The organism is Paenibacillus sp. Marseille-Q4541, from assembly GCF_018310695.1.
Lineage (GTDB): Bacteria > Bacillota > Bacilli > Paenibacillales > Paenibacillaceae > Paenibacillus.
Genome location: NZ_JAGXCY010000022.1, coordinates 21967 through 46320 on the forward strand (window position 1 = coordinate 21967; position 24354 = coordinate 46320).

Genomic DNA, 24354 nt, shown 5'->3' on the forward strand with positions numbered 1-24354 from the left:
TTCATTCTTACCACAATTACGTCATTTACCTACTTCAACGTCAAAATTCAAACGGATCGTATGCCTCAGGTTCTACTTCCCCTGTACCCTGATTCAAGAAGAAATCAAGGAAAGGTTGTCCGTATTTACGGAACTTCACTTCACCAACCCCTTTGATCTTCAGCATGTCACGTTCGCTCTGCGGACATACCACACTCATTTCTCTAAGGGTTGCATCATTAAAAATAATATAGGACGGTACGTGCTCACGTTCCGCCATTTCCCGGCGGATGAGCCGCAGCTGTTCAAATACCGTTTCGTTAACTGCCGATGGCGACGTATCTCGTTTACTTGTACGAGAAGACCTGGTGCTGCGGGAAGAAGTGGTACTTACTCTAGCCATCCGCTGCATCACTTCGCGCTGTCCTTTGAGCACTTCCACCGCGAGCGGCTGAAGTCTTAGCACAGGATACTGCCCTTCTGACAAAGCAAGATACCCCTCTGAGGTCATCACGTTAATCATTTCCGAAATTTCTTTTTCCGAACGATTGGACATCACGCCATACGTTGGAAGACTGTCAAACCCATATTCCAGTACCTTCTTGTTCCTTGAACCCTTCAGCACCATTGATACAAGTGACACTCCAAAACGTTCCCTCATCCGGTGGATGCAGGAGAAGATCTTCTGCGCGTCAACGGTCATATCGATCAGTTCCCGATCATCTGTGCAGGAACTACAAATCCCGCAGCCCGTATCGTCATGCTCTTCTCCAAAATAGTCCAGCTGCGCACTACGCAAACACTTCGTCGTATAACAATAATCAATCATCTGCTGAAGCTTACGGTAATCATTGCGCTTCCGTTCCGCATCTTGATCACCCTGCTCAAGCAGAAATTTCTGGGTCATGATATCCTGCGCGCTAAAGAGCAGAATACACTGGCTCGGTTCTCCGTCCCGTCCGGCGCGGCCTGCCTCCTGCACGTAGGCTTCCATGTTTTTTGGCATATTGTAATGGATAACATACCTAACGTTACTTTTATCGATTCCCATCCCGAATGCGTTCGTTGCAACAATAACTCGCAAATCATCGAACAGGAACGCTTCCTGACTTGCCGCCCGCTCATCATCTGTCATTCCTGCATGATATCGCCCGGCTGCCACTCCTGCTTGCTGCAAACGGCTATACAAATCGTCTACATCTTTACGAGTCGCAGCATAGATAATCCCCGCTTCATCTGCATGTTCACGGGCATAGTCCATTACATATTCTTTTTTGTTCTCTCCGCGCAGCACCTGCATTGCAAGATTATCCCGGCCAAGTCCAGTTACAAATGTTTCTGGATTACGAAGACGAAGCAGTCTTAGAATATCATCCATAACTGCGGGTGTTGCTGTTGCTGTAAAAGCAGCCACGATCGGACGCTCCGGTAAATATTCCACAAACGGGGCTACCGATAGGTAACTTGTCCGAAAATCATGTCCCCACTGAGACACACAGTGTGCTTCATCCACAGCTACGCATGAGATAGATAGCTCTGCCATCTCGTCACGGAACCAGTCCAGTTCCAGCCGCTCGGGCGCCACATAGAGGAGCTTCAATTCTCCGCTGCGGGCAGCTCTGATCCGGTCATTTACTTCCCTTCCACTAAGTGTGCTATTGATATAAGCAGCTGGAATACCCATTGCGAGCAGGGCATCGACCTGATCCTTCATTAGAGAGATCAGCGGCGACACCACAAGAGTCAGACCCGAATGCAATAAGGCAGGGATCTGGTAACAGATGGATTTACCCCCACCTGTCGGCATAATGCCGAGCGTATCGTTATTTTGAAGCAGACTTTCTACAATTTTCTTCTGACCTTCCCTAAAATCAGGATAACCAAAATAAGTTTGCAGCAGTTCCTGCGCTTCTATCATTGTTTTTACCTGAATACTCATCTTCCGTAACTCCTCACCTTCTCCCGTATTTTCAGGAAAAGAAAACATCATCTTCTCATTCATGCATTTTTTCAGTTCATTCTATTAAGTGTACCGAATTATGTGGTCAGACATCAAGGAAAGGATCATAAAAAAGAGGTTTGTAAATAAAGAATTAATATTCCGCTGATGAAGACGATGCTTTCTTTTTACAATCGAATGTTATTCTTCAATTAATGAGTACATAACAAAAATCAGGTTCCGAAGATGAAGGGGAGGAATAATTACATGTTAAATAAAAAAACAAAAAAAATGGTGCCTGCTGTGCTAGGGATCACCCTTGCTGCTTCTACCATTTTATCTGCTGGACAAGCACATGCAGTCGATTCCGTTAACGCGATCAGTGTAGAAACAAAAAAAATCAAAAATGTTATTTTTCTTATTGGTGACGGAATGGGCACGCCTTATACGACGGCCTACCGATATATGAAAGATGATCCCTCTACTCCACTAATGGAAAAAACGGAGTTTGATCCATACCTCGTCGGTGCACAAATGACGTACCCGGAAGATGAGCACCAAAACGTAACCGACTCTGCATCTGCAGCAACAGCCATGTCTGCTGGAGTTAAAACGTATAACGCTGCCATTGCGGTAGATAACGACCACACGGAAGTGAAAACGGTACTTGAGCAGGCTAAAGAAAACGGCAAATCAACCGGTCTGGTTGCCACTTCCGAGATTACGCATGCTACACCTGCTGCCTTCGGTGCCCATGATATTAGTCGTAAAAATATGGATGCGATCGCAGACGATTACTTTGACCAAATGATTAATGGAGAGCACAAAGTGGATGTTTTGCTTGGGGGCGGAAAAACGAATTTCGTAAGAGAAAACCGTGACCTGACAAAAGAATTCCAAGAAGCGGGATTCAGTTACGTTACTGATCGCAATGCTTTGCTGAAAGACAGCAACTCACAAATTCTCGGATTGTTCGCTGATGGCGGCCTCGATAAAGCGATCGACCGTACCAGTGCGACTCCTTCCCTTGCAGAAATGACAAATACGGCAATTGATCGACTGGATAAGAACGAGAACGGCTTCTTCCTGATGGTCGAAGGCAGCCAGATTGACTGGGCTGGCCATGATAATGACATCGTCGGTTCCATGAGTGAAATGGATGATTTCGCGAAAGCATTCAAAGCAGCTATTGATTTTGCAAAAGAAGATGGCGAAACACTTGTTGTAGCAACAGCGGATCACTCCACTGGCGGACTCACACTGGGTAAAGACGGAGAATATAACTTCTTCGCAGATCCGATCAAAGCTGCAAAACGTACGCCTGACTTTATGGCAGCAGAAATTGTTGCAGGAAGTGCAGTAGAAGAAACCCTTAAGAAATATATCGATCTTGAGCTGACTGCTGAGGAAATCAAGTCTGTACAAGATGCTGCAAAAGAGAAAAATGCTACCGATATCGACAATGCCATCGAAGCCATCTTCAATAACCGCTCTCTTACCGGCTGGACGACAGGCGGACATACAGGTGATGACGTTCCTGTATATGCTTACGGCCCTGGCAAGGACCGATTCGCAGGACTGATCGATAATACGGATAACGCTCGTATCATTTTCGATATCCTGAGTAAGCACAAATAATGATCCTGAAGAAATAGCTATCGAATGAAAAAGGGACTCCCCTACGCAGTTCAACAACGAACTGCAAGGGAGTCCCTTTTTTAACCCTATCTATATTTTTACGGATTTAGTCTAGTCCATCCATTCTGGTTTATCAAAATTCGGGAAGTACTGATCCAGCAGCTTCTCATATTCGGTAGACTGAATCACTTCTTTTATGGTACGTGCATACGTAGTGTTCTGATCTGCTGCACGCACAACAAGTCGGTTGCTGAGACTTTCTGGTACATCCTCTGTATCCAGTTCTTCCTTATCAGTGAGGCCTGCCTCGGTAGCCATTTGAACTGGCATCACGACTAGCTCATCACCTGTTCCAGACCAAGCTTTACTTAGTTGTTCCACAGGTGTAGGTTTTAACGTTACATTTTTCGGATTATCCGTTACATCCGTTTCAACCGACATCGCCGATAAAACAGCCCCGGTACGAATACCAATTAGCCCTTCATCTTCAAGCATGAGCAGTGTACGGCTGAGCAGGAACGGCTCGTCCGGAATGAGAATGGTACTATTCGCAGCTATATCTTCTTCACGAGTAACCGTCTTCGAATACAGCGCAAGTGGTTCAGTAGGAACCGAAATAATAGACGTTACTTTATTGTCACTGTTATCCGTAAACGTATTTAAGTAAGCATCAATTGAACCTTTAGTTAACTGGGATAATGATTCTTTCGGGTCGCTAATCTCCACTACTTCCAGTTTGGAACCTTGTTTTTCAATAATATCTTTCATCGTCTTCTCAACCATTTCCTTACCTGAACCTGCAGGAGCCCCAAGTTTAATGACACGTGGTTCATCCTGATCCGTTATACCTCCACCGTTGTTTTCTACCGTAGTATTACTGCATCCTGCGAGTAACAAACTTGTAAGGGTCATTCCAGCCATCCATTTAAACCACGTTTTTTTCGTTTTCATGTTGTGTATTCTCCCTCAATAGATGTTTTTCTATTCTATAGCTTACCATGTTTTTCTTGTTGTCTGCTAATCTGTTACGAGTCATACCGTGCATTTATACCCTCTACGTGGTATATTAACCAAGACATTCGGAACTAAACCGGACAATCTTTTTTACCCGATCAGGAGGCCATAAGGCATGCGAAAAAAACAAACCCCGCATCTCAGCACAGAGGATGGATACAGTAATCGTCCCCAGGCGCCAAGCCATGCGAAATCACATAAAAATTCCAAAGGGAGTCGTTTTTCCACTCCACGTGCGAATAGCAAAAAGACAGGTGTGCCTGTAGATTCACCTAAAACCCATGTAGTAGAAGAAAGCAGCGAGCTGCTTGCTTACCTGCTGCTCATTCTTTCCAGTAAAAGCCGTAATGCGGTCAAATCCATGCTGGCACGCGGACAGATTCTCGTAAACGGCAAAGCAGTAACGGCTTACAATTATGTACTTGAACCTGGAATGACTGTTTCTATTATTAGCGAGAAGAAGGAAGAAGCTCCTCCGCTCCTTGGACTCAGCATTTTGTATGAAGACAATGACATTATTGTGGTTCATAAAGATTCCGGACTGTTGTCCGTTGCCTCTGACAAGGAGCAGGAGGTTACCGCTTACCGTCAGTTGATGGCACATGTACGCGCACAGCATCCGGGAAACCGTATTTTCATCGTTCATCGTCTCGACCGGGATACTTCCGGCGTCATGATGTTTGCGAAAAGAGAAGAAATTCAAAAAGCACTTCAAGAAGCTTGGCGTGATACCGTTGAAGAACGTACCTACATTGCACTCGTTGAGGGGAAAGTAAAACAAAACAAAGGCACCATCACTTCTTACTTAAAAGAAAGCAAAACACTCAAAATGTACTCTACCCCTTACGCGAATGATGGACAAAAAGCGATTACCCATTTCAAAACTTTAGAAGCGGAAAGTGAGTATTCCTTACTTGAAGTTCAGCTCGAAACCGGGCGTAAGAACCAAATTCGTGTCCATATGGAAGAGATGGGGCATCCGGTTGCCGGCGATAAAAAATATGGGGCTCGCAGCCGCGGCATAGGCAGACTCGGACTTCATGCTAAGGTGCTAGCTTTCACCCATCCGGGAACGGGAACTTTGATGCGTTTTGAAAGTCCTGTACCGAAAGGCTTTCTCAGACCCTTCCAGAAAAATCAGCCGAAATAATAAAGAAAAAGCTCGGGTTCCGTTTTAAGGAATCCGAGCTTTTTTACATCTAACATTATCTCTTTTGCAGCGTATCTTTTGTTTCTGCTTCTATTCTACAGTTGCTTTGCAAGCTTCTGAGCTGTTTTGAGCATCTCTGCATGTAGCGTTTCGTCTGGAACCGTTCCTGAATCGTCATATCCCCCAGGCACAAGATACCCAATCTCCACCATAAGTCCATTTTTGTAGAACATGATTTCATCAGCACGCGTGGATGTCACACTCACATCCCCTGTTTCCTCGTTCTCTGTATAAGAGCTGTAGGCATAGCTACTATTCGTCGTCTGAAAAAAGTGATAAAATGTCGTCCCTTCATTCTTACTTACATCTACCCTGTTCATAAACAGATCCACATCGTCATCTTGGTAAGGAGCTAACATTTGAAAAGGATCTTCCTGAACTTCCATCATATTCACCTTGTAAAATATACTCCCGAAACGACCGTAGTCGTCCGGTTTGCCATAATAGCTCAGCTGCACCTGATATTTGGGTACTTCTTTCGTGCCGTACTGTATAAGAAATGCTTCTTCTTTATCTACCTCAAAAGGAATATCTCCTTTACCAAATTGGAGCTTATGCTCTGGTCGGAGAACAGCAAGCTTCTCGATTAGGATGTCAGGGCTGATTGGCTTGTAAAATACCGCATGTTCTGTGTCACCTAGTTTATAATGCTGGAACCTCGAACTATGAATGATCGTGTCACTCGAATATTTGGCTTTCGTTAGCCCCGAGACCGTCTCTTCACAACCCGTTAATAGAAGTCCTGCGGTCAGCAGAATCAGTAACTTCCAGCGAATCCGGTAAGACTGATAGCATCTCCCTCTGAAAACTTTCCCGCCCATGATATACCTCCTACGTAGCAGGTTTCCTGAGCTCCATAAACAAAAATAATGGAATCCTCTGTCTACGCTCATATGTTTCCTGATGAATAAATCGTTCCCGTACTGGTTTTGATTCACGAAGATTGACGACCTGGAAGCCAGCGCTGCGCCCTGCCTGAAAATAATCTTCTACCGTGCGATGAAATTTCATGACCGGTCCACCCATCCAATCCTGAGTACGATAACCAGGCACAAAATATTGATCCACGACCCAGTCTGTTCTCAGTCCCGTTGGCTGAAGTGTCGATGTAATCACAGGATGTTCTACGGAGAAAATAAATCGTCCTCCCGGTTTCATAACTTCATAAATCTGATTGAATATAGATTCCAAATCCTCAATATAATGAAGCACAAGCCGGGAAACGACAAGGTCGTACGAAGACGCTTCTTTCGGATTCTGTGCTTGGGTCCAATCTTCAATCGTCGTATGTATGACCTTTGATTGACTTGGAACCTCTTGCAGCGTACGGACCGCTAGCCCATACATATTTTGTGAGCCTTCAAGTCCTGTATAGTGTTTAGCTCCTGCTTGGAGTAACTTCCATCCAAACCGAGCATCACCGCATCCAACATCTAGAATAGAAAAATCCTTCACGTCACCAGACATCTCCCAGATAATAGGCTCTTCCAGCGTATCGTTTGCATTTTCCGCCGATCCTCTGCGTGCCGTGTATCTTGCGAACTGTTCCTCACGGTCGTAAAATTGAGAACCTCTGTATTCCATAGACAACCCCGCCCTTCTCCCCAGGATCTTTATGCTTCACTTTACTCTTATTTCAATTTACCATATAAATCCAGATCGGGACGATTTATTTAATTCAAGTCTATACGATTTAAGCTTCCTCTGATGTGGGTAAAGTAAAGAAAGGTACATACGAATACCAAGTCACCTTAGGGACAGGAGGCATAACCATGACGTTAACACCAGAGCAACGAATCGAACTACACGGATTTAACAACTTAACGAAATCGCTCAGCTTCAACATGTATGACGTTTGTTATACCAAGACCAAAGAAGAGCGCGAAGCCTATATCGAATATATTGATGAACAATATAATGCCGATCGATTGACTCAAATCTTGACAAATGTATCAAATATTATTGGAGCACATGTGCTGAATGTAGCCAAGCAAGACTATATCCCGCAAGGGGCCAGCGTAACACTGCTCGTATCCGAAGGACCTGTCGATAATGCAGAGGAAGATTCATTTGAAGAATCGCCGGGACCTCTTCCCGATCATGTCGTGATGCATCTGGATAAAAGTCATATTACCGTCCATACGTACCCGGAGTTTCATCCTCATGAGGGGATTAGTACCTTTCGAGCCGACATCGACGTGTCCACTTGCGGTGAAATTTCTCCACTGAAGGCGCTGAACTACTTAATTCATTCCTTTGATACAGATATTATGACGATTGATTACCGGGTTCGCGGCTTTACCCGGGATATTAACGGTAACAAGCTGTTTATTGACCATGATATCAGCTCCATTCAGAACTATATTCCAGATCATGTTCAGCAAGAGTTCGATATGATCGATATCAACGTGTATCAACATCATATTTTCCATACCAAATGCAGGTTGAAAGAATTCGATCTGAATAACTATCTGTTCGGTTATACCAAAGATAAGCTCAGTGCAGAAGAACAGAAAGACATTACGGAACAACTGAAAATTGAGATGGATGAAATCTACTATGGAATGAATATGGACGCTGGATCGATTGATGAAGATGCAGAAGAACAATTTGTATACAAGCGGGCTCCAGAGTCAAACTGACAGCGATACAGTATAAAAAAGGATTGCGTTCTAAGGAACGCAATCCCTTTTTTTCTCTTATTATTAAGCTTTTTTCTGGCGAAGAAAAGTGACAGTAAACTGTGCTGCTTCCAGTACTTCCTTAACGAAAGCCGCATTTTCCTTCTCCCATTCTGCTGGATCATCCAGGGCAATTTCCTCAATGAACTCGTCTAGAAGTGTAGCGAGTTCTGTACGGGAAGGTCCTTTCCCCGGATTTTTACCCCGCAGCAGACTAACCGAAGAACGAATCATTTTACAGCTGTCCTTGATGTAGCTGTATTCGTCACGATCCCATGCCTTCGGATTATCCATATCGAGAAAAACGATCCACTTCTCTAGTAAACTTGCAGCCTGATTAGCATTCATGCGTGTCATTTTGTATCTCCATTCATTTCTTAATCATAGGTAATAAACAATCTAGTATAACGATAACTGCTAAGACCTAAACTGACAAGTCTTTGTCTACGAAGAACCCGCCTGATCTATGCTGAACTTGCTAAAGTTGACTTAACTCAATAAAGTGATACAATTAAAGATGTTAAACGCGTTTAACTATTAATAGGTTTGAAATAAAAGAGGCGATTTATTGAATAAACAAGATGTTTTATCCACTATGGTTGCAAAACATATCTCTACTCTTGTAACCATCTACGCCAAAATTCTAGATCAAGATTTGACTGCACCACAATTTTACATTCTTCAGACACTTATTGAGGATGGACCACTCCCTTCTTCCTATTTTGTCCAAGCTCTCAGTGTAACCGCACCTGCTGTTACGAATTTAAGTAACAAGCTTGTGAATAAAGGATACATTGAGCGTATGCCTTCACCGGACGATCGAAGACAAGTCCTGCTACAAATTACTGAGCAGGGAGAAATGGTACATGCCACGATGCTCTCGAAATATAAAGAGCTTACCGGGGATTTATGGAACGATTTTTCGGAGGAAGAGATGAATACCCTGATTGTTGCTTATCAGAAAATGATCAGTTCGTGGCAAGAAATCGGTCAACAGAAAATGACGAAAACAACGGAAGAACAATAAATAAGGCTCAAACTAATGGAGGTATACCAAATGGGAAGATTACAAGATAAAGTAGCAATTATTACCGGTGCAGCAGGTGGTATGGGTAAGGCAGATGCGCTTCTTTTTGCTCAAGAAGGAGCTAAAGTTGTCATCACAGATATTCAGGAATCCAAGGTCTTGGAAGTCGTTGCTGAAATCAAGGAAGCAGGCGGAGATGCAATCGGATTACAACATGATGTAACTTCTGAATCCGACTGGATTCGTGTGGTAGAACAAGCGATAGAACATTTCGGGAAAATTAATATTCTTGTAAATAATGCGGGCATTTCTAATGCTACACCTTACATGGATCTCACGGTTGAAGCCTTTGAGAAAACGATGACCATTAATGTGACGAGTATCTTCCTCGGTCAAAAATACGTCATCCCTCATATGATCGAAGCTGGCGGCGGCTCTATTGTAAACATTTCCTCGATCGCTGGACTTACTGGCGGCAGCGGCGCAGGTCCTTACACAGCAAGTAAAGGGGCTGTACGAATGCTTACAAAGGCAACTGCCGTAGATTATGCTAAACATTATATTCGAGTCAACTCTGTTCATCCGGGTTACATCGAAACTCCAATGACGGTAGATATGTTTAAAGACGAGCGCATGATGCAGTGGTTCCTATCCCAAACTCCTCTTCCACGTCTTGGTAAAGCAGAAGATATTGCTAGAGGCGTCTTGTTCCTTGCTTCTGATGAGTCTTCCTATATTACAGGGGTTGAGCTTCCTATCGACGGTGGCTATTTCGCTAAGTAAAATGACATTATAAATATCGAATATAACAAAGGGAGGTTTCTACACTTAAGGTGTGGAGACTTCCCTTTTTGCGTACGATCTCCCTACGGTCAAGCAATTACAAAGGAAACCCGCTATAATGAACTCAGATGAACTAGATATCAAAGGAGTGTTCGACCCATGGAAACAACGACTAATCCAAACTGGTTTCACGGCAGCAAGGTTCGCCTAGCGGCAGCAATTCAGCAAGATGCTCAGACCCTAGCCGCTTATACTGAAGATTATGAATATCTTCGCAACCTGGACACTGATTATGCAGTTCCTCAAACAGTTCAAGAAGCGGGGCCCAAAAGCGTACGACGGGATAACGGCGTCGAGTTCATGCTTCGCACTATAGATGAAGATCGCCTGATCGGCTTTGTCGCCCTACATAGCATTGAATGGAATAATCAGGCTGCTAAACTTGCCATCGGTATCGGTAAAGCGAAAGATCGCGGAAAAGGATACGGCAGTGATGCGCTGGGGATTATTTTGCGTTATGCGTTCCATGAACTTAACCTAAACCGGATCAGTCTTGATGTCATTTCTTATAACGAAGTCGCCTACCATGCCTACAAAAAAGCAGGATTTGTGGAGGAAGGACGTATGCGTTCTGCTGTACTTCGCGGGGGGAAATCCTACGACCTGATTATTATGGGAATGCTGCGCGAAGAATGGGAATCTAAATTACAAGTGTAAGGAATTCAAAAAACCTGGTGTTTGGGCTAGAGCATACGTTGTACCGTATACTCAGAGCGGAACACCAGGCTTTTTTACATTCTCTATCGAATCGAAGCGATTACTGTTTCGCCAGAACATCTTGGAATTCAGGGTGTTTGCTAATCGTACTGTCTGCAAAAGGACAGGAAGGAACAATGCGTAGATTGTTCTCTCTTGCATGCTCTACTACTCTTTGCACCAAAGCAACGCCCACACCATTTCCTTTTAACTGATCCGATACAAAGGTATGATCTACATCAATAATTTCATACCCCTCAGAATCTTTGCCGCGAGGAATAAAACTGATCGTTGCTGCCTTTTCTCCATCTTGATCCACATAGTATTCGTTCTCTCCAGGTAAAATATCGACCATATGTAAGCTCCTTTCTGTGGGACAAACATCCCGCTTCTCTTTAATACACACCCTGCAGCTTCTTGAAGCACCTTCAAGGATTAGACACAAGATCAGTGTATAGCTAGCTTGCCATGATCGCTCCCAGATTATGAGACGAGCCCTACATTTTGATCGCTCTTATCCGGAGCCGTTTATAATCCACAGCCCAATTTCCGTTATCATAAAGGTCAGGTCTTGTTATTTGTTCAATCCTATCATAAGCAGCCTCTTTGAATTCGGGTGAGACATCCCTGAAAAATGGCCCTGCAAATCCATTTAGCCAGTGGCGCAGCCCAATCTCTCCATCTTGCATCGGTGTAGGTCTATCGAAATGCAGTGCATAAGTAACCCGAAAACCTTGTTTTTCAAGAAGTGAACTGTACTCTCCGATACTCGGAAAATACCACGGGTTTAATGATGCTGCATCTACCCCCTGTTCCTTCAACACTTGGGTAATGGCCTGAACCGCAATTTCCACATTATGCTGTCCACCAAATTCTGCAACAAACCTGCCTCCAGAAATCAGTGCAGCATGAACGCATTTCACCACTTCTTCCGCATTTTTCATCCAGTGTAGTGCAGCGTTAGAGAACACTGCATCGTAAGGCTCTTCTGTTGTAAACCGCTCGGCGTTCCCCTCTACAAAAGTTAGCTGTGGATATTTCGTTCGGGCTTTTTCAAGCATTGAATAGGATAGATCCATCCCTGTGACATGAGCACCCGAAGCAGCAATCTCTTGTGTAAGGTCACCTGTCCCGCAGCCAAGATCAAGAATGCGCTCTCCCTCCACTGGCTGGAGTAAATCGACAACCCCTCTGCCCAGTTCCGAAACAAACGAAAGTTTACCATCATAATGTCCTGATGCCCATGACTGACCGTTCCCTTTATGTTGCACCATCCTGACCTCATCTCCTTCATATGGAAGAACCTAAGGCCATTATGGCATAACATTCGAGCGCTATATAAATACCTGTTTCCTATGAATTTATAGTTAATGACTATATCCCTCTAATCGACTTACATTCCGTTTGGATAGACAACTACTTTCAAGCTGCCGCTTTTATTATGAATTGCCCGTTCCATGGCTTCCTGTGTCTGTTCAAGAGGATAACGATCCGTTATAAGCGTTCTTGCTGGAATATTTCCTTTAGCTAGAAAACGGATTCCGTCCGGATACGTATTGGCGTAGCGGAATACTCCATAAATATCGATTTCGTTATCCGCAATGAGCGGTACATTAATAGCAATCTCGTCTTGAGCAGGTAATCCAACAATAACCAGCTTCCCACCACGACGAAGGGAACCAAGTGCAGACTGTAATGCCCGAGGACTACCCGCCGTTTCCCATGCTGCATCCACACCTAGACCGTCTGTAAGTTCCCGGATTTTAACGTTTGCATCTTCTTTCGCAACGTTAATCGCATCTGTTGCACCCAGCCTCAGCGCAGCATCCAGGCGGATATCTTCCAGATCTGTGACAATAATTCGAGTAGCTCCAAAAGATTTGGCAGCAGCTACCGCCATTAATCCCACAGGTCCCATTCCCATAATAGCGACCGTAGAACCTGGGGTAAGTTTGCAGCGATAAGCGGCGTGAATGCCTACAGAAAAAGGTTCTACAAGTGCAGCTTCTTCGAAAGATAGTTCATCTGGAATCGGGAATACAAAGTCTTCACGAATAGCAAGATACTGTACAAAAGCTCCATCCACAGGTGGAGTGGCAAGAAACTGAACATCCGGACACAAATTGTATCTGCCCTCCTTACAGTAACGACAGCGTCCGCAAGTTACACCAGGTTCAATTGCCACACGGTCTCCAGGCTGTACACGACTTACATTCTCACCTGTTTTCGCAATGATTCCAGCACACTCATGACCAAGAATAATAGGATTCTTAACAACATAACGACCAATTCTACCATGTTCATAATAGTGAACATCTGAACCGCACACGCCAACTGCCATAATCTTGACCAGAACTTCATCCGAGCCGATCTCAGGCACTGGCAGTTCTCTAATCTCGATGTTCCCAGGCGTATCCATTACAGCAGCCTTCATCGTCGTCCCTGTTTCAAGTTCTACTCTACGATTCGTTTCCATTCCGATACCTGATGATGCTTTTTGCATTCAAAATCTCTCCCTTGTCCGTTTTTAGATCAATGAAATCTGGAAGTTACAAAATACACTTTCATCCTAGAAATAGATAAAAAATGGAAATTACTCCTTCCATACTACCATACTTGTATGGTAGTATGGTGAAGAAATGAGGTGTTTTTTATGGATATACATATTCGCCCTACCCCCACATCAACACGTGAAGCCGTTTACGAATCACTTAAAGAGCAAATTTTGCAGTTTGACCTCATTCCTGGAACTACTATTTCAGAGAAAGAAATTGCACTATCCTTCCATGTAAGCCGTACTCCTGTGCGCGAGAGTTTCTTAAGACTTGCTGCGGAAGGCCTTCTAGATGTGTATCCGCAGCGCGGCACCGTTGTTTCCCTGATTGATCTTGAGCTTGTGGAAGAAGCTAGGTTCCTGCGCGAACAACTGGAGTGTGCTGTGATCCGACTTGCTTGTGAACATATATCTAATGAAGCTCTAGCTGAATTAGAACTCCTGCTAGTCAGACAGAAAGCCACTATGAATGCACAGGATGACAAAGCTATGTTCGATCTAGACGAAGCATTTCACAAATTATTGTTCGACAGCTGTAACAAAAGAAATACCTGGAACGCTATTCAGCAAATGAATGTCCATTTAAATCGAAGCCGTAAATTAAGGCTCGCTGCAGATCATAATTGGCAACATCTCTATGATCAGCATCAACAGATGGTGCAGGCTATACGTGAACATGACACAGAAACGGCAGTCTCTCTAATGAAAGATCATCTACATCTGACCGTTCAAGATCAAAGCTTTCTTAAGGAGAAGTTCCCAAATTACTTTAAACCTTAACTTGATGAAAGGTGGCTGCTTCGAATGAAAATGGTATTCCGCTATTTTGGCCTCGGCAATGACACCGTATCGCTTGAACAGATCAGACAAATTCCCGGGGTAGAAGGTATTGTATGGGCGCTACATGATATTCCGGCTGGCGAGGAATGGCCCATGGATAAAATCGAAGAAATCAAGTCCCAGGCTGATCAAGCTGGGCTTCATCTCGATGTTGTTGAAAGCGTCAACATCCATGACGATATCAAGCTTGGACTTCCTTCACGAGACTTTTATATTGAGAATTATAAAAAAACGATAGCAAAGCTAGCTGAGGTTGGCGTAAAAGTCATATGTTATAACTTCATGCCCATTTTTGACTGGTTGCGAACCGACTTGTTCAAACAAAATCCAGACGGTTCCACCTCCCTTTTTTATGAGAAAGCTAGAATCGAAGGAATGGATCCCTTTGATCTCGTAGATCAGATTAATCAGGATGCGACCCTCACGATGCCCGGCTGGGAACCGGAACGACTTGCGCATTTAACCGAGCTGTTCGAAGCTTACCGAAACACGACAGAAGAAGACTTGTGGGATCACCTCTCCTATTTTCTTCAAGAAATCATACCGGTTGCGGAGGCTTATGATATCCAAATGGCGATTCACCCGGATGACCCACCTTGGTCTGTCTTCGGCTTGCCGCGCATTATTACGAGTCAGTCCAATATTAGACGTCTTCTGTCCTTATATGACAGTCCTGCCAACAGTATTACACTGTGCAGCGGTTCTTTGGGGGCGAACCCCGCGAATGACATTGTGTCCATAATTCATGAGTTTAAAGGCCGCATCCCTTTCGCTCATATTCGAAATGTCAAAGTTTATGACAACGGGGATTTTATAGAAACCTCTCATCGTACCATTGACGGTACCGTAGATATTACAGGTATTGTGCAAGCGTATCACGAGACAGGTTTTACCGGATACGCTCGCCCAGACCATGGAAGACAAATATGGAATGAGCAGTGCAGACCTGGATATGGACTCTACGATCGTGCGCTCGGTATTATGTATTTATGGGGTCTATGGGACGCCTATGCCAGAGTGCAAGAAACCCATTCTTCTAAAAAAGAGGTGAGCAAGGTATGAGTACACTACATCCGCAGCCCCATCACACAGTGCTCAAAGATAAAGTCGTTGTTATTACCGGAGGCTCTGGAGTGTTGTGCCGCGTCATGGCTGAAGAATTAGCTAGACAAGGAGCAAAAATAGCGATTCTGAACCGGACCGCAGAAAAAGGAGCAGAAGTCGCCAAGTCTATTACAGATGCAAATGGAACGGCGCTCTCCATCGCTTGTGATGTAACGGACGAAACCAGCGTGCAAGAAGCAGCGGATCAGGTTGCTGCAAAGCTCGGACTCTGTGATATTCTCATCAATGGTGCCGGCGGAAATCGCCCGACAGCCATTACAACGAATGAGACTTTTCAACAAGAGGATATAAGCCGGCAGGATACGGTTTCCTTCTTTGATATGAAAGTAGATGGATTTCGAGGCGTCTTCGACCTCAATATCGTCGGTACCCTCATTCCAACTCAAATCTTCACCAAACAGATGCTGGGGAAGGAAGGCACAAGCATCATTAACATCTCCTCTATGAGTGCCTATTCACCAATGACCAAAGTTCCAGCCTACAGTGCTGCCAAAGCTGCAATTAGCAACTTCACAGAATGGCTTGCCGTTCATCTGGCAGAAGCCGGAATTCGTGTAAACGCTATTGCACCAGGATTTTATCTCACCGAACAAAATGAGAAGTTACTCCTTAATGAAGACGGAAGCCTAACCGAACGATCTCATAAAATCATCACCCACACACCAATGCGGAGATTTGGCAAACCAGAAGATTTGCTTGGTACTCTGTTATGGCTGGCCGATCCGAATGCAGCCGGCTTTGTAACCGGAACAGTCATCCCCGTAGATGGCGGTTTCAATGCTTATTCAGGAGTCTAAATAAATATTTTACACTGATATAAAATAAAAAGAGAGTTCCGAGTTTCTTTTTTCAACTTTGGAATCTCTCTTTTTTTATTTTATGTTTATTTAAATCTTACCTTCTTAGATGGCTATTAGGACATTCACCCAATCCTGACTCCGTACATAGGTTATAAAAAAAGACGGAGGATAATTGTTATGAAAATTGATCCTGAACAACATATAGTACCATCCATTTGCTACCGCCAAGTATTTCAACCCTACGGACAGACGATATTTTCGCCTTATGCCACCTATACTTATGTTCTTCAAAACTTCCGTATGGAACGGGCTCCATTTGAGCATGAATCCCCTTTGATCACCGGTGATTTTACCGGCGATGGCACGCTTGATACAGCCAAACTCGCCTGGAATAAAAACGCGCCTGACAGTGAATACGTAACTGATATTACCCTTATCATTCGAAATGGCAGTACAGGAGCAGAACTTACCTTTCCTCTCCCAGAAAATTCTGGATATAGCCCTACCCTTTTTGCAGGAGATTTCACAGGGGATCATATACCCGACCTCTTTATCTCCATTCAATCGGGAGGTTCTGGTGCAATGACGTATAATTTTCTGTACACATATAAGGATGCGGTACTGCACACTCTTTTCGATTCAGATCATTATAACGAAGAGCAGAAGTATACTGTGGAATACTTGGATTATTACCGAATTCGCGTAACGAGCTTGAACCATCGGCAATCCTATCTCATCGACATTACGGCCCGCGGAAGCGACTACTTGTCAGCAATATATAACGAAAATGGCAAGTTGAAACACCCTCTTAAAGGGGAGGTTTTACCTGTAAGCGGAGTATTCCCTGTAGATTTTGACCAAAACGGAGTCTACGAACTCCTCACTTTTCAAGGAATTATGGGACAGTATGATGCAGATCGATTTGGATATGTACAGAATGCTCTTACCTATAAAGAGGGCGCTTGGAATTTTATGAATCAGTGGGTTGCCATTTATGGAACAGATCTGGTGGTCCCCCGAATGTAGTTATTTCTTCTAAAAAACAAAAGGGGACACAATCCGAAAGATCGGAATGTGCCTCCTTTACTTATTTAACCTTTAACAGGCTCTTTCTGCTGAACGGAAATCGGGCCATCGGCAACCGGAGAACCAAAGTCCGGAGAACCATCCTCATTCCACCGAAGAATTTGAGCTCTTGCATGACGGTTTCCATCATATAACGGATCCCCAACGGTCTCTTTGTAGGTTCTTGCATGATATACAATAATGTCTACTTCCCCATCTGGAGAGGTGGTAAAACTATTATGGCCCGGACCATACTGACTGCTTGCCTCATTTGTCTTGAACACAGGTTCCTTGCCCTTAACCCAGGAAGCAGGATCGAGCAAATCTGCATCTTCAGAAGCAGTTAGAAGTCCCATATTGTAGTTATAATCTGTTGCACTTGCAGAATAACTGATGAATATTTTCCCATTCTTCTTCAGCACTGCTGCTCCTTCATTCACCAGGAAGCCGATAACCTCCCAGTCATACTCTGGTGTGGTAATCATGACCTGTTCGCCTGTAAGCGTCCACGGATTCTCCATTTCAGATATGTACAAGTTAGAATTCCCAGTAATCTCAGGGTCCTGCTGTGCCCATACATAATATCTTTTCCCGCGATGTTCAAAGGTAGTTGCATCCAGTGCGAAACTGTCCCATTTAGTGACAACTTGCCCTTTCTCAGTCCAAGTACCCTCTAGTGGATTCGGAGATTCATTCTCAAGAACATACATACGGTGCCGGAAGGAATGATCTACTTCTCCCTCTCTTGCCTGACCCGCTGCAAAATAGATGTACCATTTTCCATCAATAAAATGGATTTCTGGTGCCCATATATTTTTACTCATCGGTCCTGCTTCATATTTTCTCCATACAACAATCGGTTCTGCTCCTGATAATTCAGCTAGTGTTCTAGCACGCCGCACTTCGATGCGATCATAAGAAGGAACCGATCCTGTAAAATAGTAATAACCGTCTTCGTGAAGGTATACCCATGGATCAGCACGCTGGGCCACAATAGGATTGTTCCACTGCAAAGGGATGGGTTCACTCATAGTTTATATCTCTCCTTCTATCTTCTCTATATTTTTATCCTTTAACGCCCGAGATGGCTACCGATTCTATGATCTGTTTCTGGAAGATCAAGAACACGATCAGCACGGGCAGTAAAGCAACAACTGACGCCGCCATAATTAGCGGATAATCCGTTTGAATCGCATAGTTCGCATTAAAGTTAGCAATGACAAGCTGAAGTGTTTGCACATTCGGCGAATTCAGGTACAGAATCGGTGCAAGGTAGTCATTCCATACCCCCATGAACCAAAGAATGACCTGTGCTGCAACTGCTGGTTTAATTAGCGGCATAACGATACGTGTATAAAGGCCAAAGTAAGATGATCCATCAATTTTGGCTGCTTCGATAATCGCATTAGGAACACTGATTAGATATTGCCTTAAGAAGAAGATCATGAGCACGTTACCGAATAAACCTGGCACAATCAGTGGAAGCAGTGTATCAACCCAGCCAATCTCAGCAAACATTTTGAACTGAGGAATCATAACGACTGGATACGGAATCATGATGGAAGTTAAGAGCAGCATGAAAATTTTGTTCTTGTGCGGAAATCTAAGCTTTGCAAAAGAGTAGGCAGCAAGACTTGATGTAAATGCACCGATTAAGGTAACACTGACCGCTACAATAACAGAGTTCTTAATACCGGTAAGCAGCGGTCCTTTCTCCCAAATTTCCTTGTACTTAATCGGATTCCAAGTTTCTGGAATCCACTGCGGCGGGAGAGCAAAAACTTCCTGGCGCTCCTTAAAAGAGGTAGACACCATCCAGATAAGCGGAGCAATCATTAAGACGGCTCCAATACATAGCAAGATGAAAATAATCGTATTGCTTAGCTTTCTTTTACGGGTAGCAGACATCTGACACATACTCCTTCCTGTAGGAACACACGCGAATTAGTCCAGATCATGGGACGTTCTCTCATTCCACTTAAATTGAATCAACGTCACGATGAAGATAAAGATTCCAAGAATGATCGACATGGCAGATGCATAACCCAGCTGCAGATCACCGAAAGCTTTTTGCCAAATATAGAACACCACAGATGCGGATGCATATTCCGGTCCACCGGTAGGCGTCATAATGTTCATTTCCGTAAAGATCTGGAATCCGCCAATCACCCCTGTTACCACCATGAAGAAAGTTACAGGTTGAACCATCGGCCAAGTAATGTGCCAGAATTTCTGAATCCCATTCGCACCGTCCAATTCTGCTGCTTCATAATAAGTTCGAGATACCGACTGGAGCGCAGCGAGATACAGAAGCATGGAATAGCCAAGCCCCTTCCATACCGCCATAATGATAAGAGCAGGTTTTACGGTACCTTTGTTTGCGAGCCAGTTCGGACCATCGATGCCAAACAGACCGAGAAACTGATTAACTAATCCGTAATCCCCGTTATAAGCCCACTGCCACAGGATAGAAATTGCAGCGAGTGAAGAGATTACCGGGATATAATAGATAACCCGAAAGGTCGTCGTCCCTTTGATCCCCCGGTTCAGCGCCATTGCAATCAGCAGCGCAAGAACCAGCCCGATCGGAATCCCGATCATCATAAAGACGGTATTGAACATCGCTTTATAAAACAATTCGTCAGAAAGAATGTCCCGGTAATTTTCCGTACCGATAAACACCATCCCGCCGAGTCCGTCCCATGTCGTAAATGAACCATAAATGGCATACAGGACAGGAAACAATGTGAAAAGGAGCAGTCCCAGGACTGGGGGAAGTACGTATAGAAGACCATGAATATGTTCCCCACGATAGAGATGCGATTTGGTTTTCATGTTTCACCCCGTAATTATTTTTTATTGTTTTCTTTGGCACTTTTCTCTTGCAATAGTGCACGATCTAGCAGTTTTTGCATTTTAGGTTGCTGTTCCTTAACCCATTTTTCCGCTGTAATTTTGCCATCTAGTACAGGTTGTATATTCGTAAAGAACAGGTCATACCATTCCGAAGTATACGTAAAGTTAGCTGGCAAAGGACCGCCGTAATCATTCACGATATCAAGGAACTCTTTTTTGTTCGGTGGTTTGAGTGAATCATCAGCTGCCCAATCTTGTGCCATATCGAGCAAGTTCGGGATTTGGATTTTGGCATCCACTAGTGCTTGCTGTCCTTCACGACTTGCCGTTAAATATGTAACCAGGGCTGCTGCTTCCTCCGGATAGTCCGTTCGACTGGAAACCCCAATCCCCAGTGTTCCGACGAAAGTAGCAGATTTACCTGTTGAGCCTGCAGGATATGGAATGAGATCATAGTCAAAAGGAAGGCTCTCAAATGTGCTTAAATCCCAAGGTCCGACTGGGAAGAAAGCAAGTTCTCCTTTTAACCAGCGCTGATACGTATCCAAAGTCTGTGCCTCTTCAATAGAAGGAGTGATGTGATATTTATTTTGCATATCTGCAAAGAACTGCAAGGCTTCTATAAACTTTGGATCGTCAATGGTCACTTTGGTTTGGGTCTCATCGATCCAGTTCGCTCCGTTGCTCCATACAAACGCTTGCAAAGTCCAGTTTGCGTTCAGTCCAGTACCAAACTGGTCTGGTTCTCCGTCACCATTCTTATCGATCGTCAGTTGCTGATTCACCTTAACAAATTCATCCCAAGTGTAGGGCTTATCTTTATCCGGCAGAGGTACACCAGCTTCCTCAAACATCGTTTTGTTATAACCAAGTGAGAATGGTCCAACATCTTTTGGCAGTCCATAAATCGCACCTTTACCGATGGTCTCGCCATCAAAACGGTAAGTATCTACTCCAAATTTCCAGATGTTATTCAGATCGACGTCATCAGGAATGTAATCCGTTAGATCAAGGAGCACATTTCCAATGGCGAAGGCCCGTACATCACCCGGCTCAATATAAAACACGTCTGGTTGGCTGTTACCTGCAATTGCTGCTTTCAACTTTGTAGCATACTGGTCACCCGTAGTAACGATAATGTTAACCTTCACATCTGGATAATCTTCTTCAAATTTGCTGACGACTTCACGGTAAGCTGCCTGTTCATCTACGCCACCGCGAAACATAAAGGTAAGCTCTTTCTTTCCATCGTTAGCACTATTGCCGATCCCGCATCCCGCGAGAATAGTCGTGCATAACAGGATAAGAACGATTGTCTTCAGCAGTGCTCTACTCTTATACATCTCTCCAAATCCCCCTTGTGTGAATTCAAAAATCGCTTTATTGCAAACTTCTCTAAAACGAATGTTGCAGAGGTCATTTCTTGAGATATAAGGAAGCCGATTCGATTCATGAATTCTTCTTCCCTATATCTTAAAAAAGCCTTCTCCCTAAACTTTCTGTAAACGCATACATGTTCTAGTGAAGAAGGCATCCCTCAGCTGACAAATGAAACGGGAAAGCTTGTAACCGGATTCAACATTGAATTTCGCATTGCACTTGGGTTGTTTTTTCTAATGTAACAAAAAATGGATGACTGTTCAATACTTTTTTAAATCATTTTACATAAACATAAACATTAGACACAAAAAATCCACTCAACCTTAGTAAGTCGGCCATCCGCTAGAATCCCAGTTCAGATCATTAATGAGTAGTTTCGGATTTCCATTGTCATCTGCATCATAAGCATGTCTTGCAATTAAGTTAGTCCCATAGATGTCCTGTCCTCCGGGTCCTTTCCATTTTGCATTTCCAGAATCGAGCAAGGTTCCCCCGCCGTTCAGCATATCTACACCGTTCTTATCTACAAAAGGCCCGGTAATATTTTGGGAACGTCCATATACGATTTTGTAGGTACTGTTTACTCCCTGACAGCAGTTATCAACGGAGGCAAAAAGATAATAATATCCGTTTCGATACACCATGCTCGGACCTTCAATAGCCCCTGAATTCGATGGTCTTGCTGCGATAGAAGTAATACTTCCCGTCGGTTTCATCGTGTTCTTATCAATTTTCGTCAGCTTAATTCCACTCCAGAAGGAGCCAAACACCAACCAAGGATCACCTGATGCATCAATAACAAGACTCGGATCAATGGCATTATAGTTGTTTGATGCAGTGGTTCTCAGGACAAGCCCATCATCTCTCCACTGTCCCGCACCAACACTAGAAGCAGAAGCAAGGCCGATGGCTGACTGGTTGGAACCAAATGAAGAGATGGAGTAATAAAGCCATACCCTGCCATTATAGAGCTGGATATCCGGTGCCCATACGTCATTCGTGGTCTGATTCGGGACGTACGTCTTCCACCACGAAGGTGGACTCAGAAAAATCTGCGGCACACGGTACCACTGCGTTCCATTGTCAGACTTTAACACCTGAATTCCCTGTCCAGTAGAGAAGGTATACCAGCTGTTTCCTTCTTTGATGATACTCGGGTCATGAACGGAGATGTCACCCGTCAAATTCCAGAATGCAGCAAAACTTGGAGCACTCACGGCAAGCATTGACCCTGCTAATGTACCTGCAATTAACCATTTCTTCCCTTTCTTCACGATACACACCACCTTCATATTGGTTGGTCCAACCTGTTTGTTTCTTATTAATATAAAACAGTTTAGACTTACGCAGATTATAAAAGCGTTTTCATTGTTTGACAAGGATAATATTTACATTCATTTTTTTATCAAATAAATATTGTTACATCCCTACTCATCTATTAAAATATGATAGGGAGTAAAGCATTGTAACGTTAATCAGCTTCTTGTTGAATAAACCTGTTCCTTTACTTCTTTTCTATCCTAATCTGTTGTATGATTCTAATATATTACATTCCAATATCTTTATAGTTATTTCAACTAAACTTCTACACGTAATGAAAACGAATCTTCGTTCTTCTACTTTTTCATTGCCGGGAAAGGATTTTATTATGATCTACATAAAAGATTTAATGTCAGGAGTGCCCATCTTCAAAGCTCTAAGTTCGGAAGTCCGAATTCAAATTATAGAAATGCTGTCCAAACATCAAAGTCTCAATCTTAACGATATTGCGACTCGGCTCCAGCTAACGAATGGTGCAGTTACGATGCATATCAAGAAGCTGGAGGAAAGCGGGCTAATCAATATCAACACTGCTGTAGGTAAACATGGCATCCAGAAGATTTGTTATTTGAATGAAGACAAGCTTATGGTTGATCTTCGAAGTCAGGAAATACATAACCGCTATGAGGTCGAAATTAAAGTTGGTCATTTCAGCAATTACCATGCCGTGCCTACATGTGGTCTCGCTACCAAAGACAGCATAGTTGGTGATTTTGATGAGCCGCGTTACTTCGCTGACCCTATGCGTATTGACTCAGAGCTCATCTGGTTGTCCGAAGGATTTCTAGAATACCGGATTCCAAACTATCTGAAATCAAATGAAACTTTTAGTGAGATTCAATTCTCCATGGAGCTTAGTTCTGAGGCACCTGGTTTTAATAACAACTATCCTTCTGATATTTATTTTTCTGTAAATGGAATCGAAATCGGCTGCTGGACAAGTCCTGGTGATTTCGGAGATACAAGAGGAACCTTTAACCCGGATTGGTGGCCACCACATCTGAATCAATACGGTATGCTCAAGCTGATCCGTATTAATGACGAGGGAAGTTATGTAGATGGATGCCGCATTTCGGATGTTACGCTAAATGATATTGGTCTAGATTACAAGAGTGACATCCTCCTTCGGATTGCTGTAACGGAAGGGCCAACGAACAAACGGGGACTAACTATCTATGGCCGGAATTTTGGTAATTACAGTCAGGATATTCTCGCCCGGGTCCTGTATAATGTAAATGAATCATAAGCACTGACCCATTGCTAACAAATAACGCCTGCTATCTTGTGATGTCTCTTTTGAGAACCGCATGAAAGCAGGCGTTTTAGGCTGTGTTCCTCTTCTTATGGAAATACTGGAAATATGTGATACAATGTGTAATCAAAACCT

At 43.7% G+C, this 24354-nt stretch carries 24 protein-coding genes; 11 read left to right on the forward strand and 13 right to left on the reverse strand.

The genetic code is table 11. The features are described from left to right. Positions 1-40: 40 nt before the first annotated feature. The gene (gene recQ / locus KFT32_RS18895) at positions 41-1918 is read right to left on the reverse strand and encodes a DNA helicase RecQ (protein ID WP_211748802.1); all 1878 of its coding nucleotides are present in this window, start codon (positions 1916-1918) and stop codon (positions 41-43) included. A 267-nt stretch (positions 1919-2185) separates the two neighbouring features. Between recQ and KFT32_RS18900 the strand changes: the two genes are divergently transcribed. Next, the gene (locus KFT32_RS18900; protein ID WP_249435983.1) at positions 2186-3556 is read left to right on the forward strand and encodes an alkaline phosphatase; all 1371 of its coding nucleotides are present in this window, start codon (positions 2186-2188) and stop codon (positions 3554-3556) included. A 111-nt stretch (positions 3557-3667) separates the two neighbouring features. On the opposite strand, the gene KFT32_RS18905 is transcribed toward KFT32_RS18900, so the two are convergent. After that, a complete protein-coding gene (locus KFT32_RS18905; RefSeq protein ID WP_211748803.1) occupies positions 3668-4507 on the reverse strand; it encodes a MetQ/NlpA family ABC transporter substrate-binding protein in 840 nt (279 codons plus the stop codon). 178 nt (positions 4508-4685) lie between these two features. Between KFT32_RS18905 and KFT32_RS18910 the strand changes: the two genes are divergently transcribed. Beyond that, complete coding sequence (locus KFT32_RS18910) at positions 4686-5720, forward strand: RluA family pseudouridine synthase (protein ID WP_211748804.1); 1035 nt, start codon at positions 4686-4688, stop codon at positions 5718-5720. 95 nt (positions 5721-5815) lie between these two features. Here the strand turns inward: KFT32_RS18910 and KFT32_RS18915 are convergent, their stop codons facing one another. Both KFT32_RS18915 and KFT32_RS18920 read right to left on the reverse strand, forming a co-directional pair. Next, positions 5816-6601, reverse strand: a complete 786-nt coding sequence (locus KFT32_RS18915) for a hypothetical protein (protein ID WP_211748805.1) — start codon at positions 6599-6601, stop codon at positions 5816-5818. A gap of 10 nt (positions 6602-6611) precedes the next feature. After that, positions 6612-7364 (reverse strand): class I SAM-dependent methyltransferase, encoded by a 753-nt coding sequence (locus KFT32_RS18920; RefSeq protein WP_211748806.1) that lies wholly within the window; start codon positions 7362-7364, stop codon positions 6612-6614. Positions 7365-7552: 188 nt separating this feature from the next. On the opposite strand from KFT32_RS18920, the gene speD reads away from it, so the two are divergent. After that, positions 7553-8422: an adenosylmethionine decarboxylase gene (gene speD, locus KFT32_RS18925; RefSeq protein WP_211748807.1), complete on the forward strand. Its 870-nt coding sequence runs from the start codon at positions 7553-7555 to the stop codon at positions 8420-8422. A gap of 63 nt (positions 8423-8485) precedes the next feature. Here the strand turns inward: speD and KFT32_RS18930 are convergent, their stop codons facing one another. Continuing rightward, a complete protein-coding gene (locus KFT32_RS18930) occupies positions 8486-8818 on the reverse strand; it encodes a hypothetical protein (RefSeq protein ID WP_211748808.1) in 333 nt (110 codons plus the stop codon). 211 nt (positions 8819-9029) lie between these two features. Between KFT32_RS18930 and KFT32_RS18935 the strand changes: the two genes are divergently transcribed. The 3 genes from KFT32_RS18935 to KFT32_RS18945 all read left to right on the forward strand — a co-directional run bounded on the left by KFT32_RS18935 (position 9030) and on the right by KFT32_RS18945 (position 10988). Beyond that, positions 9030-9488: a MarR family transcriptional regulator gene (locus KFT32_RS18935; RefSeq protein WP_249435984.1), complete on the forward strand. Its 459-nt coding sequence runs from the start codon at positions 9030-9032 to the stop codon at positions 9486-9488. A gap of 30 nt (positions 9489-9518) precedes the next feature. Next, positions 9519-10271: an SDR family NAD(P)-dependent oxidoreductase gene (locus tag KFT32_RS18940; protein WP_211748809.1), complete on the forward strand. Its 753-nt coding sequence runs from the start codon at positions 9519-9521 to the stop codon at positions 10269-10271. A 159-nt stretch (positions 10272-10430) separates the two neighbouring features. Further along, a complete protein-coding gene (locus KFT32_RS18945) occupies positions 10431-10988 on the forward strand; it encodes a GNAT family N-acetyltransferase (protein WP_211748810.1) in 558 nt (185 codons plus the stop codon). A 100-nt stretch (positions 10989-11088) separates the two neighbouring features. On the opposite strand, the gene KFT32_RS18950 is transcribed toward KFT32_RS18945, so the two are convergent. From KFT32_RS18950 to KFT32_RS18960, 3 genes are all read right to left on the reverse strand, one after another. Next, a complete protein-coding gene (locus KFT32_RS18950; RefSeq protein ID WP_211748811.1) occupies positions 11089-11382 on the reverse strand; it encodes a GNAT family N-acetyltransferase in 294 nt (97 codons plus the stop codon). A gap of 142 nt (positions 11383-11524) precedes the next feature. Beyond that, complete coding sequence (locus tag KFT32_RS18955; RefSeq protein WP_211748812.1) at positions 11525-12301, reverse strand: class I SAM-dependent methyltransferase; 777 nt, start codon at positions 12299-12301, stop codon at positions 11525-11527. 119 nt (positions 12302-12420) lie between these two features. Then, positions 12421-13503, reverse strand: coding sequence for an NAD(P)-dependent alcohol dehydrogenase (locus tag KFT32_RS18960; protein ID WP_283246449.1), 1083 nt, complete (start codon positions 13501-13503; stop codon positions 12421-12423). A 177-nt stretch (positions 13504-13680) separates the two neighbouring features. On the opposite strand from KFT32_RS18960, the gene KFT32_RS18965 reads away from it, so the two are divergent. The 4 genes from KFT32_RS18965 to KFT32_RS18980 all read left to right on the forward strand — a co-directional run bounded on the left by KFT32_RS18965 (position 13681) and on the right by KFT32_RS18980 (position 17372). Continuing rightward, positions 13681-14361 (forward strand): GntR family transcriptional regulator, encoded by a 681-nt coding sequence (locus KFT32_RS18965; RefSeq protein WP_211748813.1) that lies wholly within the window; start codon positions 13681-13683, stop codon positions 14359-14361. A gap of 24 nt (positions 14362-14385) precedes the next feature. Continuing rightward, positions 14386-15483, forward strand: coding sequence for a mannonate dehydratase (gene uxuA, locus KFT32_RS18970; RefSeq protein ID WP_211748814.1), 1098 nt, complete (start codon positions 14386-14388; stop codon positions 15481-15483). Beyond that, positions 15480-16343 (forward strand): SDR family oxidoreductase, encoded by an 864-nt coding sequence (locus KFT32_RS18975; protein WP_211748815.1) that lies wholly within the window; start codon positions 15480-15482, stop codon positions 16341-16343. The genes uxuA and KFT32_RS18975 overlap by 4 nt, the downstream gene beginning before the upstream one ends. A gap of 180 nt (positions 16344-16523) precedes the next feature. After that, positions 16524-17372 carry a VCBS repeat-containing protein gene (locus KFT32_RS18980; RefSeq protein WP_211748816.1) on the forward strand — a complete coding sequence of 283 codons (849 nt, stop codon included), beginning with the start codon at positions 16524-16526 and terminating at the stop codon, positions 17370-17372. Between the two features lie 65 nt (positions 17373-17437). On the opposite strand, the gene KFT32_RS18985 is transcribed toward KFT32_RS18980, so the two are convergent. From KFT32_RS18985 to abnA, 5 genes are all read right to left on the reverse strand, one after another. Next, complete coding sequence (locus KFT32_RS18985; protein ID WP_211748817.1) at positions 17438-18442, reverse strand: glycoside hydrolase family 43 protein; 1005 nt, start codon at positions 18440-18442, stop codon at positions 17438-17440. Between the two features lie 34 nt (positions 18443-18476). Further along, positions 18477-19319 carry a carbohydrate ABC transporter permease gene (locus KFT32_RS18990; protein ID WP_211748818.1) on the reverse strand — a complete coding sequence of 281 codons (843 nt, stop codon included), beginning with the start codon at positions 19317-19319 and terminating at the stop codon, positions 18477-18479. 36 nt (positions 19320-19355) lie between these two features. Next, positions 19356-20246, reverse strand: coding sequence for a carbohydrate ABC transporter permease (locus KFT32_RS18995; protein WP_211748819.1), 891 nt, complete (start codon positions 20244-20246; stop codon positions 19356-19358). Positions 20247-20260: 14 nt separating this feature from the next. Next, the gene (locus tag KFT32_RS19000; RefSeq protein WP_211748820.1) at positions 20261-21610 is read right to left on the reverse strand and encodes an ABC transporter substrate-binding protein; all 1350 of its coding nucleotides are present in this window, start codon (positions 21608-21610) and stop codon (positions 20261-20263) included. A 360-nt stretch (positions 21611-21970) separates the two neighbouring features. Beyond that, positions 21971-22873: an arabinan endo-1,5-alpha-L-arabinosidase AbnA gene (abnA, locus tag KFT32_RS19005; RefSeq protein WP_249435991.1), complete on the reverse strand. Its 903-nt coding sequence runs from the start codon at positions 22871-22873 to the stop codon at positions 21971-21973. Positions 22874-23295: 422 nt separating this feature from the next. Between abnA and KFT32_RS19010 the strand changes: the two genes are divergently transcribed. After that, positions 23296-24213 (forward strand): ArsR/SmtB family transcription factor, encoded by a 918-nt coding sequence (locus KFT32_RS19010; protein ID WP_211748822.1) that lies wholly within the window; start codon positions 23296-23298, stop codon positions 24211-24213. Positions 24214-24354 lie beyond the last annotated feature (141 nt).